Genomic DNA, 11,793 nt, shown 5'->3' with positions numbered 1-11,793 from the left:
GTATAACTAAATAGCACAAAACTTTCCAAATACGGTTCATTGGAAGGTTATTTGGCATGCACAAATTTAGTATAGCATGAAATATTTTAAGTTTTCATTGAAAAATGTTGACTAACTATTAGCTGGTTTAGTTCCATAAGAAAAAGCTGCCTTAAAGACAGCTCCGATCTTCAGCTAACGCCTCCGTTCATTAAGAAAAGCATCGTCTCTAATTTTTTCAAAATGCCCACCGTTAACTAAATAGGAATTCTTAAAAACCTTGTGGACTGATCTCTAAGCTAATTATTTATTTCGAACCCGTTCACAAAGTATCCAATTGTTTCAAGCTCTTCTTCATTTAGCTCTCTGTTTAGCTGGAGTTGATAAGATTTCTTTATATCTTCAAAGCGTCCCTCATATTTATCTGTCAAGGTGGCTACAGTCCTTAATAGTATTGCTTCTTTCTGATATTCATCCTTCGATATTGGCTTCCAATGGGATAGGACGTAGATTTCAGCATCAAATTGATCGATTGTGTCCAATAATTGAATCGTACTTTGAGTCGTATAATTCCTTTTGTTTGAATAGATATCTGCATAAATAGAGTCGCCAAGGAATAGTATTTTTTCTTCTTTGATATAGACAATGATAGAGTCTGGGGAATGATTGCCACCTACATGCTGCAAAAGACATGATACTCCTCCAAGATCAAGCTCCATTCTCTGTTCAAAGGCTAAATCTGGTAATTATATGATAATATTCCTTTCACTTCCAAATTCTTTTTTGATTGCATTGGCACAAAATTCAATTTCCAATCCCGATTTCACTCGTTCTTCTAAAGCAGAATCTGTCCATTCGTACGAAACAAGGTTCTTAATTTTAGCTTTCGTTTGAATAGAAGCAACAGACAGCATATTCAAAGCAGACAAACCAAAGATATGATCCCAGTGCCAATGTGTAAGCACAACGATGTTTGGAAGTGGAATACCTTGTTCTTTAAGCTCTTTAAGAAAACAATTAGCATGTGCTTCTGAATTTCCTGCATCAATCATTAACGATCTGTTATCTCCAACCACTACACCTAGAATAGGTCTATCCGTTTCTGAAACAGGTGTTTGATACCAACACCGATTGCTGATTTTTTCCAAAGTTTGCATATACTTTCCCCCTAAAGATGCTATCCTTCAGTAATTCCATAAGTATCTTAATAAACCCTTTGTCGCCTTTTTAAACGTATATACTTTTATTTCGTGAGTTACTGCAAATGATGAAAACGTACCCAACGCTTTTATGAGATGGGAACTACACCTGGAGAGTTGTCCAATTCCCTATTCTGGAATACTTAGATCGTGGAACGGGTTCAAAAGTTCAAATAGATTAATTATTGTTAAGTCCTAATTGCTTGATAATCCATTTTGTACGCTCTTGATAGGCAGAATCGCAACTCGTAAACAGATGATCAGTTTTATACCAAGAAATTTCCTTTGGTGAACTTGCAACAGAATAGAATGCATCTGCTTGATGTTTTGGTACAAATTCGTCATCATGAACAAATTGAAATAACAGTGATGCAGGAGTAGCTTTATTTATATAATGAATTGCATCTAATGGTTCCAATTCTGAAATGAATTTATTAAACTGCTCTCTTGAAAGCTTGGCACGAATTAATGTCGCTAATGGATGGTCACTCGTTTTATGCCACTCAGACACACTAGATAATCCAGCCATTAAAACATATGATTTAATACGTTCTTCGATGCCAGCGAGAACTCCACCCCAAGTAGCCCCCAAACTATGTCCAATATAGGCAAGACGATTTATATCAATATTTTCTAAACTACAAAGAAGGTCAACTCCCCTTTGAATGTCAATAACTGTCTGAGTATATTGTCCAATATTAGTTATTGTCTCTACCGTGAGATTTAACATCTGTTCCTCAGATAAATCTTTTGGATAATCGTTTCGCATGGCAGGTGCAGCGATTAAAAGAGAAACTATGCCTTTTAAAGCTAAAGCTTTAGCTTCTGACAAAAATGTCGTTCGGTTGCCTTGACCTGGATGCATAAAAACAACTGATGGGAAAGGTCCGTCTGTTTTTGGAACGACAAGATATGCGGGTACTTTACCACCATACGGACTTAAATAAGACACATCTCTAACCGTATAACCATCCTTTTCAATATACGAAGATTCCTCGAAATCTAACGACAAAGAACGCTCATAATCAAGCAACTAATAACACTCTCCTTGGACTTCTAAGTATTTTTATCAATATTACCACAATTCACCTTTTTGTTTTGTGAAATATTTTATAATACTTTTTTAAACTTTCTACCCGTTCAATAAGCCTTATCCCATTAAATGGCCCAATTGTTGAATGAAGATCAAATAGCACTCTTCACCTATCCTGCCCCGTTAGTGCCATAAGAAGAAGGCTGCCTCAGCAACCTGCCTTATTGAAGTAAAGCACTTATAAACAAGGCTAAATTTTACTTCGATTAAGAAAATGACAAAAAAAAGATCTAGTGCAAATGACTAGATTCTCTCTTTAATATCTTCCCTTATTGATTCAATGATAGTACCTGATAAATTCGCTGGAAGAGATGAACCATCCTCAAAAACCCATGCATTTATCATTTCAAGATCTTCTTTTTTTAAAGTAATGCTATAATCTTTATCATTGTGAGTAAAGTCAGCTGTAACCGATTCTTCACCATTAAACTCGTCATCAATAATCATATTTTTTATTTCATATGGTTTCACGATGTAATCTCCTTTTTAACATTCTTTTTTATAGAATTGGCCTTATATGATTGTTTATTCATTTTTTTCACGCCAAATCAAAAAACGAAGGGCTATTTTCAGAAGAGAAAGCATGTCGATTCGCCAAGTGCACTGTTAAATGTCCTCTTCCTGGCTTCTTATAAACCAAACAACAATAAAACAAGTGTTACTCACTGATCAAAGTAAGCAACACTTGTCATAAAAAACAACCTAATTATTTTTAGGATTCCTCATCCCCATTATCAAAAAATGAATCAAATCCACCGTCAAAATCCTCAGTTGCTTCTTCAAACATTTCCTCAATATCAAAACCTTCCATCATCTCAGTAAATAACATAGTCCCTAAAACACCCACTGCTAATCCACCAACCATTCCAGGGATAGCGTTTCCCATTTGGAAAGAGCGACCATGAGGATGGTTTGTGGAATAAGAGAACGGCTGTGTAAAAGCGTAAGGCTGATCAATAGCTTCCGATATATATTTCCCAAAAAGTTTATGAAGATCTGCTTCTTGCTCAAGAACTTTTTGATTTAAATGAAACTCACGTTTTGCTTCAATTTCCTTGTAGCCGCTTTTACAGTCAACTTCCATCCAGACGCGGATACCTGATTCTTCATTGGCAAACCGCAATTCAACTTCATTTACTTGTCCCATGAATTGTTCAGTGGGGAAAAAAGCAAATTCCTGTCCATATTGATCGAGTTTACCTGAGTCCGCTGTCTCGCGAAAACCTAATTGAGCCATTGCATTAAAAATGGAAGTGATAGATTCCTGGGATTGGATGACTAACCGGTCTACATCTTTGCGGTCGACACCGCCCTCAATATCAAGATGTGTATCCAGATAGTATGAGACATATCCCCTTGAAATAGGTATATTCGTAGGTATGAGGTAATGAAAAGGAATGACCTTACGTTCTTTGGGGTGAATACAATCTCGATTAACTAATGGTATATGTGCAACTTCCTTAGTAACGCTTCCTTGTTTTAATACCACATTCATCATCAACCGGACAGTCAATTGATTGATTTTCTGTTCAACCTCACCACCCTGGATTACTACCTGCCCTTGAATGCTTTCTCCAGCTTGGTAATTACCCTTGTCACATTGTAAATCTACAGTTGCAGCTCCTTTTCCTAAGCTCGCTAAGATTTTTTTTAACATACGTCCTCTTCCCTTCGTGAAACCTCTATTAGAATTTATATATTAAATGGGGCCTAATAAGAAAGAACAAGAAATCCATTTGTATTCCATGACATTTCTAAATTATCCCTGATAGTATTACGTCAAAAAATGAAAATAGTTTCAAATAAATTACCGCAGTAAGTGATCTTCATTTGAAAATGGAGTTCTTCATCTGTTGATGGATTATTGGCCTTCATTATTCTTGAAATAGGGGAAAAACCAATGGATGTCACACCGACCGAATACAACAAGTTAGGTTCCCCCATTGAAAGAAGTTTATATAATGCATGTGATGAATGGTTATCATTTAATTGAATGCGCTTACATTCAAACGACCAAAAATGCATGCGCCTACATTTATATGAGCATAAACAGCCTCCCAACAGATCCGATCTTAATTACCTTACTGGGCGAAAGGTATATTCCTATCTAAAAAATATAGAAATAACCGACTTCCTTATTATATAAGAGATATAAAACCCATTTACAATTTCTTGATCAAGGATTGTAATTCCTCTTGAAGGTTTCCTTTTGAAAGAGCAGATTGCAGAATTTCATGAACAGTATTTAAGGAAATTTGTAGTTTTTCTTCACCTAATGTAGTTAAACGTGTGTAAATACCTCGTCGATCATCTTCACATATTTGCCTTTGTAATACGCCGCAGCTTTTTGCTTCTAGCCTGACTACCAGCCTAGATATAGCACTTTGACTTAATCCTACCATATCTTGTAATTGTTGCAGCCTCAATTGTTTATCGCTTGTTTTGGATAAAAAGTAAAGAACGTAAAATTCTTTTAACGAAAGGTTATGATTTTTTTGCAAAGCACTTTCCAGCTCATTCGTGATGCCCATTTGAATATTTGTAATAGAGAGCCAATTATCTAAATACTTCTTATCTTGGTTGTTTTTCATGCTCATTCCACCCTGTTCTACCCTATATAATTAAAATATGGCACTTTAATTGATTATCATCATGCATTTAAAAGGTTCTAAAATACTCCATAAAAAATAATTTTACCAAAGCCAAACTTTAATGGCCAAACCTTGTTTGAAAAAGCACGTGACAAATTGGCCGTTTCCATGAATGTTATATTGTTCTTTTCATTTTAGACGAGTTTCTTCTTTTTGTCTAAAATTGAGTTATTCCATAAAAAAAACAGTCACAATGACTGTCTTTTTTCATGAATGGAGTGTGACTGAACAGGATCCTATTTCATTTCCGCCCCAGTTTAGTGAAAGCTTGTCTTGATCTGAAAGAGGACCGACGCCACTTGGAGTACCGGTAAAAATTATATCTCCCTTTCCGAGCCCAAAATGCTCTGCTGTAAATTCTATAATGGTTTGCAAATCAAAAAGTAAATCTTTAATATTTCCGACTTGTACACGCTCTCCATTTTTTAAAAGGGAAAAATCCAATTGTTCACATGCTTCGACACCTGGAAACGGAATAAAATCACTAACAACTGCCGAATTTTTGAATCCTTTAGCCAAAAGCCAAGGATGCTGTTTTTGTTTTAACTGTGATTGAACATCTCTAAGTGTCAAATCTAACCCAATGGCCATGGAATCTACTATTTCATCTACTTTCATTCCTGATTCGAATTGTTTTGCGATATGTATGACAAGTTCAGTTTCAAAGTGAACGGAACCCTGGTTAGCCGGCAACGTAATTGACTGACCATTTGCTTCCACGAGCGAATGAGTCGGTTTAGAAAATAAAAAAGGGGAAGTTGGAATTTCATTATTCAGCTCTTTTGCATGCAAGGCATAGTTTCGACCTACACAATAGATATTTTTAATGTCTTTCATCATAAAACTCACTCTTTTCTTTTAAGGAATAAATATTTAAATGATAGTGAAGTAGGTGGAAATTCCCTACTCAAGACAAACTGTTAATAGAAAAAAACATCCGATTTAAGTATATTTTATATTTTTCTGACTTTTTATACAATGATTAATATATTTCCCTGTTCGATCGATGTAAGGTCAGTCTGGATTTTAACAGAATGAATGGTTACAGTTATCTTTTTCCTTTACTTATGGTCAAATAATTATAACGGATTAGAAGAATGGCAAAAAAAGAAAATTTTTCTCGTCCTTAGTGGAAAACGAACCGGATGTGGTGCCTTCTCTTCTTTTTCTTTTAAAAAGTATCTTAACATCAATAAGACTAGTTGTTATAAAAACACACAAAACACCCCCTATTAACCGGATGGTGTTCAATATCGTTGATTAAGTTTAGTTGATGCCCTATTTTTTGATAACAATGGATAATTTATAGTTCGCATGGTTGTTTAAATTTCCCAAAAATTCATCTAATGCTTCATTGGATGGAAATTTACATTCGAGAAGATAACAACCATCTCCACTGATTTTATAGTTATTTATGATATATTGATTCTGTGTTTTTATGAACATCAAATAAGGTTGATGATGAGTGCTTTGTATAATGATTGTAATAAAAGCATGTATGAAACATCCTAATTTCACTTGATTTACTTGAATGGTATACCCCTCAATCACTCCATTATCCTCTAATTTGGCAACTCTAGCTGCAGCTGCTTGACCAGTCAAATGGACCTTCTCCCCCAATTCTTTCATCGTGATTCGACTGTTTTTGGAAAGTTCATGCAAGATACCTTCATCTGTATTATCTAACATTTATTCAAATCCTTTCAATTATCAAGCTAAATGGCCAAAAGACTTGATTTTATATATGTATTTGGTAATTGGCCATAGTATAAACTATATGCAGATCAAAGAAAAGGAGAGATAAAGATGAATATAAAACAAATTAGAAATGCCACACTCGTTGTCGAATATGCAGGTAAAAAGTTTTTAATAGATCCGATGTTAGCTGAGAAAGGTACGTACCCACCTTTCCCAAATTCATTAAGACAAGATCAATTTAATCCTTTAGTTAGTTTACCAACATCCATTGAAAATATCATTCATGATATAGATGCCGTCATTGTCACTCACCTTCATCTGGATCACTTTGATGATGTGGCCAAAGAAGTATTGCCGAAAGATATCAAAATGTTTGTTCAAAATGAAGAAGATGCTACAGAAGTTGAAAAAGCTGGTTTCAAAAATGTAGAAGTATTACAAGGAGAAACAGTATATGAGGGTATCCAATTAATCAAAACAAAAGGAGAGCACGGAAGAGGGGAAATATTAAAACTTGCTGGTGTAGTATGTGGGGTGGTCTTCAAACACTCAAATGAAAAAACGTTATATATAGCAGGAGATACGGTATGGTATGACGCAGTTCAAGAAGTTATCGCGACAAATAAACCAGAAATCATTGTTGTAAATGGTGGAGATAATCAATTCATTGAAGGCGGTTCTCTCGTCATGGGGAAAGAGGATATCTATGAAGTGAACAAGGCTGCCCCGAACGCCCAAATTATTGTGAGCCACATGGAAGCTGTCAATCACTGGACATTATCAAAAAAAGAATTAAAAAGCTTTATTGATGAAAAGGGAATTTCCACTAATGTATTAGTACCAGAAGATGGCGAATTCTACACATTTTTATTGTAAAACTGACAAACATGGTGGTTTTCATGTTAAAAGAGGGTAGAGATTATCAACTCATTTGAAACAAAAAGGAATTAGTGACTCGTCTAATCTAGTCCATTTAGCTAATCAAGGACCCTAAGTGGGTCCTTTTCAGCTTCTTCATATATCTAAAAATATCATTCTATCCTCTACCTTTGCTATCATAGAAGGGTTTGATAACCTCACTACAAGCTATTCCATCAAAAGGGATTTCCAAAGGGAACCATTAGCAGTAAAAAAAATCATACCCCTTAATTAGAGGAATTTACCTGATTGGATGAAGTAAGAATTATTGAAATTACAATTTCATCATGACAAAAAAAAGAGCCAACAAGCTGTTGACTCTTTGATTTAAAAAGTAGAAGCTAAATCTTTTGATCGTGCTATAGCCTTTTCTTTAATCTCTTGTGCTTTATCAGGCATTGCTGCATGTCCTTCAACGAATACACCTTCAAAGGAAGGCACTCCGAAGAATTGCATTATGATATTTAGATATCGGTGACCCATTTCCATTTCAGCTGCCGGTCCTTCTGAATAAATACCGCCACGAGCTTGAATATGCAAGGCTTTCTTATCAGTTAAAAGACCAACTGGGCCTTGTTCGGTATATTTAAATGATTTACCTGCAACAGCTACGGAATCAATATATGCTTTCAAAACTGGCGGGAATGAAAAATTCCATAAAGGCGTTACAAATATATATTTATCGGCAGCTATAAATTGCTCACATAACTCTGAGAGTCGACTGACTTTTGCTTTCTCTTCCGACGAGAGTTCTTCAAAACCCTTCCCAGCTTGAAGTTTCCCCCAACCACTGAAAACATCTACATCAATTTCAGGAATGTTTTCTTTATAAAGGTCAATATTCACAATTTCATGGCTGGGATTTACTTCTTTATAAGTGTCAATAAATGCTTTTCCAACGGCCATACTGTAAGATTGTTTGTCATCATGTGGATGAGCCGTAATGTACAATACCTTTGTCATTCAGTATCTTCCCTTTCTTTTTACATATTTGAACATTTTAGTTTGTCTAGGGAATTCAACATTTATACATTTACTCGAACTAAGTATCTGGTAATTGATATGTATAAAATTGATATGAATTAAATTAAATCCGTAAAATAGAAATTTTTTTTCGAAGGGTATTTTTAAGGAGTATAAATCTTCTTTCATTTGTGAGAAAGAGTATGAATTTTGGATATGATAAAAATAAGACAATCCGGTTCACTTTAGGAGGCCTAAGAATATGACGAATTCAATAAAATTTGATCTGCACACTCACCATGAACGCTGTGGACATGCTATCGGCACAATTGAGGATTATGTAAAGCAAGCCATTGAATACGGCTTGCAATATATTGGGATTTCCGATCATTCTCCATATTTCTATAGTGAGGACGACCATCTCTACCCGACTATTGCAATGGCAAAAAGTGAACTTGTCCCTTATATTGAGGAAGTACTTCGCTTAAAAAAGAAGTATGAAGATAAAATTCACGTGCTATTAGGAATGGAAAGTGATTTCTTCCCTGATCACATTGATGTCTACCGTGATCAATATCTTTTACACCCTTTTGACTACATAATTGGATCAGTTCATTATGTTCAAGACATTAGCATTTTTAAAAGAGGGCGCTGGAATGGTTTGACCGCTAAAGAACAGTCAAGAATAAAGGATGAATACTATAATTTAATACAGCAATCTGCAAAAAGCGGAATATTCCAAATCCTAGGCCATATTGATGCAATGAAAGGTTTTTATCCAGCCTTTTCTTCCATTGAGACTGACAGTATTGAAAAAACGTTAAAAATCATTAGTCAAGAAGATATCGCCATTGAGATCAATACTTCTGGTAAAACAAAAGATTGCGGAGGATGGTATCCAGCTGATGACATTTTAGAACGAGCTCTTTTCTATAAAGTGAAAGTAACATTTGGATCAGATTCGCATACACCTAAACGTATTGGCGATGATTTTGAACTAGTTAAGAAAAGACTAAAAGAAATCGGCTTTTCCGAGTGGGCTTACTTTGTTAACAAGCAAAGGATTCTCACTCCACTTTAACCTTCCAGTCAATTGAACTGGACCAATCACTAGAGGGTCCTGTAACAATGTGTATGCAGGTATGGAATGATTTTTTTCACTCCTTTTGCTACTAAGAAGGCCTAAGAATAAAAAATAATTCGTGGATAAGGACTCGATAATGATCCTGCTTGGAATTTCATTACACCCCTCATCTGATAAAAGAATCGGTACCAATCTTTTTTATGAACATAAAATAATCATTATACATTCTATAATTAAAATTTTAGCTCGATCGCTTACAAGTTCTTCCCGTTCACTTCAACTAATGCAAGTCATCGCCATATTTTTTAGCATAAAATCAAAATATTCAGGGAATTAATAACTTACCATTCGTTAATCTTATTAAAAGGAGTTGATTTGGGTATGATTGATAACCCATTGCATAAAGAGAATGACGAAACCCCTGCAGAGTCAGTTGAAGGTGGTATCAACTCTTCTATAGCGCGATCCGAAGCCCCTCCAATAACTCAGTCAAAAGATCCTGAATTCGAACTTTTCGGTACAGGATTAAATGGGTACCCATATTAATTCAAACTTCCTTATTCAAGATACCTTCAGAACAATGGAAATGGTATTAGAGGATCTGGAATCAAGACCTAATTATAAATACCTATAAAAATAGAAGAGCACATATTGGTATGTGCTCTCCTTTCATTAAATTCAAGCGCCCTTTTTTGGATTAAAGCTGGTGTACCCAAATAATAATTAACGTTATGATCTAAAGATATACACCATTATCAAAATCGAATGTTACGCCTGTATAACGCTTGGCTCTATCTGAAGCGCACATCTCGGCCCGTTCAAAACGCTTGCTCGCGAGACAGAACCAAACCATATGCGCCCGATTTCTATGTTGATCAGTAAGATTTCTTGAACAAAAACAAAATGGTAAAAATCGGACTTGGTCGGCGTTTCATCCTTCTGCAGTCTGCGGCTTTTCGCTTGGAAGTCCGATGAACTTCTCTATGGTTATTGCGATTTACGCCTCAATTTAGAAGGATCTTGGAATTCCGTTGCTGTTTCCTGGCAAGCCGGGTGCTTACGATAGCCTCATGGAGTTGACAGATCGCGAAGGCAACATAGCGTGATGCCAATCAAGTGTTTAACATAACAAACGGCGATCTATTCCGTTTAAATGAATTATGGCCGAAGATCGCTAACTACTTCGGCTTGGGGCCGGCGCCTCCGCTGCAGATGTCACTGGACATTGTCATGATGAACAAGGAGCAGCTTTGGAACAAAATGGTCGAGGATCTAAGGCTTGCTCTCGTAAACGCAATGATCATCCCATATACCTAATGCCGGCCTTATATTAGGCCGGCTTCTTATATATTTCGTACGTTATCAAGCAGCAGGTTTGCGAGAACGACATTCCCCCGTACTTTTTCCCTAAATGCGAATCCCCCAACCACTCCTCGGCTCCCTTTGTCGAATATTCCGACATAAATCACTGGTCGACATCGGAGTATGGGACCATAGCATTAAATTCCTTCGTTGAACATTATATCTGCAAGCAAGCTATTACGCTATCCTGCCCCCTTTCATTGAATAATTTATCATTCCATTTCTTACGAATAATCCCTTCTCTTAATGCCTTATCTCATACTTTTAATCGTGAAACCAGCTTGGTTTAAAGGTTGGTAATATTCTTCAATCGTTCGTTTAGGAGAAATGAATCAACCTATACATGAATAATATCCAAATTATATACAAAATATAAAAAGGTTAAAGGTTTAGCCTTTAGTAAATATAATGAAGGAGACTTTTTAAATGACACAAAAACAACAATATCAGCAAGCTATCAATGCGGCTCAACAAGCCAAACAGGCCATACAATCTGCCCAAGCTAATGATAATCCACAACTATTCCAACAAGCACAGCAACAGCTTGAAGAAGCTCAACAACAACTTCAAGAAGTTCAACAGTCTTGGTTCTAATCTCATGCGTAATGTAACGTTATGGCATCAGAATAAATAAAATCATGTTGAAGAGAATAAAGAAGAGGGATTAGTGAAAAACATTAGCATTGTCATAGACTTCTTGGAGCCATTCACGATATTCATGTCGGGGATTTTTTTTCGTGTCTATCCTAATATTTGACTTAAAAATATGCCTTGCTATTGGTCTATGCAGGCAAAAGCAAATTTGATTTCATTTCGACGTTTTTTCCTCTATTCGTACAAGAACCA

At 35.7% G+C, this 11,793-nt stretch carries 12 protein-coding genes and 1 pseudogene; 5 read left to right on the top strand and 8 right to left on the bottom strand.

Translation table 11 applies throughout. The annotated features are described in order from the left end of the window. Window positions 1-278: 278 nt before the first annotated feature. From ACIQ0C_RS03890 to ACIQ0C_RS03860, 7 genes and pseudogenes are all read right to left on the bottom strand, one after another. Window positions 279-1,136: pseudogene (locus ACIQ0C_RS03890) on the bottom strand (MBL fold metallo-hydrolase). A gap of 220 nt (window positions 1,137-1,356) precedes the next feature. After that, window positions 1,357-2,211 (bottom strand): alpha/beta hydrolase, encoded by an 855-nt coding sequence (locus tag ACIQ0C_RS03885; RefSeq protein ID WP_403057069.1) that lies wholly within the window; start codon window positions 2,209-2,211, stop codon window positions 1,357-1,359. A 303-nt stretch (window positions 2,212-2,514) separates the two neighbouring features. Beyond that, window positions 2,515-2,742, bottom strand: a complete 228-nt coding sequence (locus tag ACIQ0C_RS03880; protein WP_403057066.1) for a hypothetical protein — start codon at window positions 2,740-2,742, stop codon at window positions 2,515-2,517. A gap of 241 nt (window positions 2,743-2,983) precedes the next feature. Beyond that, complete coding sequence (locus ACIQ0C_RS03875) at window positions 2,984-3,928, bottom strand: sporulation protein (protein WP_403057063.1); 945 nt, start codon at window positions 3,926-3,928, stop codon at window positions 2,984-2,986. A gap of 505 nt (window positions 3,929-4,433) precedes the next feature. Next, window positions 4,434-4,862 carry a MarR family winged helix-turn-helix transcriptional regulator gene (locus tag ACIQ0C_RS03870; protein ID WP_403057060.1) on the bottom strand — a complete coding sequence of 143 codons (429 nt, stop codon included), beginning with the start codon at window positions 4,860-4,862 and terminating at the stop codon, window positions 4,434-4,436. 267 nt (window positions 4,863-5,129) lie between these two features. Beyond that, window positions 5,130-5,759 (bottom strand): fumarylacetoacetate hydrolase family protein, encoded by a 630-nt coding sequence (locus ACIQ0C_RS03865; protein WP_403057128.1) that lies wholly within the window; start codon window positions 5,757-5,759, stop codon window positions 5,130-5,132. Window positions 5,760-6,200: 441 nt separating this feature from the next. Continuing rightward, window positions 6,201-6,611 (bottom strand): Lrp/AsnC family transcriptional regulator, encoded by a 411-nt coding sequence (locus ACIQ0C_RS03860; RefSeq protein WP_403057057.1) that lies wholly within the window; start codon window positions 6,609-6,611, stop codon window positions 6,201-6,203. Window positions 6,612-6,728: 117 nt separating this feature from the next. On the opposite strand from ACIQ0C_RS03860, the gene ACIQ0C_RS03855 reads away from it, so the two are divergent. Next, on the top strand, window positions 6,729-7,496 hold the full coding sequence (locus tag ACIQ0C_RS03855; RefSeq protein WP_403057054.1) for an MBL fold metallo-hydrolase: 768 nt from the start codon (window positions 6,729-6,731) through the stop codon (window positions 7,494-7,496). A 369-nt stretch (window positions 7,497-7,865) separates the two neighbouring features. On the opposite strand, the gene ACIQ0C_RS03850 is transcribed toward ACIQ0C_RS03855, so the two are convergent. Next, a complete protein-coding gene (locus ACIQ0C_RS03850) occupies window positions 7,866-8,501 on the bottom strand; it encodes an FMN-dependent NADH-azoreductase (protein ID WP_403057051.1) in 636 nt (211 codons plus the stop codon). Window positions 8,502-8,763: 262 nt separating this feature from the next. On the opposite strand from ACIQ0C_RS03850, the gene ACIQ0C_RS03845 reads away from it, so the two are divergent. The 4 genes from ACIQ0C_RS03845 to ACIQ0C_RS03830 all read left to right on the top strand — a co-directional run bounded on the left by ACIQ0C_RS03845 (window position 8,764) and on the right by ACIQ0C_RS03830 (window position 11,541). After that, the gene (locus tag ACIQ0C_RS03845; RefSeq protein WP_403057048.1) at window positions 8,764-9,582 is read left to right on the top strand and encodes a histidinol-phosphatase; all 819 of its coding nucleotides are present in this window, start codon (window positions 8,764-8,766) and stop codon (window positions 9,580-9,582) included. Between the two features lie 384 nt (window positions 9,583-9,966). Then, window positions 9,967-10,131 carry a hypothetical protein gene (locus ACIQ0C_RS03840; RefSeq protein WP_403057045.1) on the top strand — a complete coding sequence of 55 codons (165 nt, stop codon included), beginning with the start codon at window positions 9,967-9,969 and terminating at the stop codon, window positions 10,129-10,131. Between the two features lie 570 nt (window positions 10,132-10,701). Beyond that, complete coding sequence (locus tag ACIQ0C_RS03835) at window positions 10,702-10,902, top strand: hypothetical protein (RefSeq protein WP_403057042.1); 201 nt, start codon at window positions 10,702-10,704, stop codon at window positions 10,900-10,902. A 471-nt stretch (window positions 10,903-11,373) separates the two neighbouring features. Next, complete coding sequence (locus tag ACIQ0C_RS03830; protein WP_202316424.1) at window positions 11,374-11,541, top strand: hypothetical protein; 168 nt, start codon at window positions 11,374-11,376, stop codon at window positions 11,539-11,541. The last annotated feature ends 252 nt before the right edge of the window (window positions 11,542-11,793 follow it).

It is taken from the genome of Peribacillus sp. NPDC096448, from assembly GCF_044762675.1.
Taxonomy (GTDB): domain Bacteria; phylum Bacillota; class Bacilli; order Bacillales; family DSM-1321; genus Peribacillus; species Peribacillus frigoritolerans_B.
This window is presented reverse-complemented; position numbering and strand designations above follow the sequence as displayed.

Bases quoted from the DNA above. Each gene is read 5' to 3' on its own strand.
- ACIQ0C_RS03875 (WP_403057063.1), bottom strand. From the start codon at position 3,928: ATGTTAAAAAAAATCTTAGCGAGCTTAGGAAAAGGAGCTGCAACTGTA.
- ACIQ0C_RS03870 (WP_403057060.1), bottom strand. From the start codon at position 4,862: ATGAAAAACAACCAAGATAAGAAGTATTTAGATAATTGGCTCTCTATT.
- ACIQ0C_RS03865 (WP_403057128.1), bottom strand. From the start codon at position 5,759: ATGAAAGACATTAAAAATATCTATTGTGTAGGTCGAAACTATGCCTTG.
- ACIQ0C_RS03860 (WP_403057057.1), bottom strand. From the start codon at position 6,611: ATGTTAGATAATACAGATGAAGGTATCTTGCATGAACTTTCCAAAAAC.
- ACIQ0C_RS03855 (WP_403057054.1), top strand. From the start codon at position 6,729: ATGAATATAAAACAAATTAGAAATGCCACACTCGTTGTCGAATATGCA.
- ACIQ0C_RS03850 (WP_403057051.1), bottom strand. From the start codon at position 8,501: ATGACAAAGGTATTGTACATTACGGCTCATCCACATGATGACAAACAA.
- ACIQ0C_RS03845 (WP_403057048.1), top strand. From the start codon at position 8,764: ATGACGAATTCAATAAAATTTGATCTGCACACTCACCATGAACGCTGT.
- ACIQ0C_RS03840 (WP_403057045.1), top strand. From the start codon at position 9,967: ATGATTGATAACCCATTGCATAAAGAGAATGACGAAACCCCTGCAGAG.
- ACIQ0C_RS03830 (WP_202316424.1), top strand. From the start codon at position 11,374: ATGACACAAAAACAACAATATCAGCAAGCTATCAATGCGGCTCAACAA.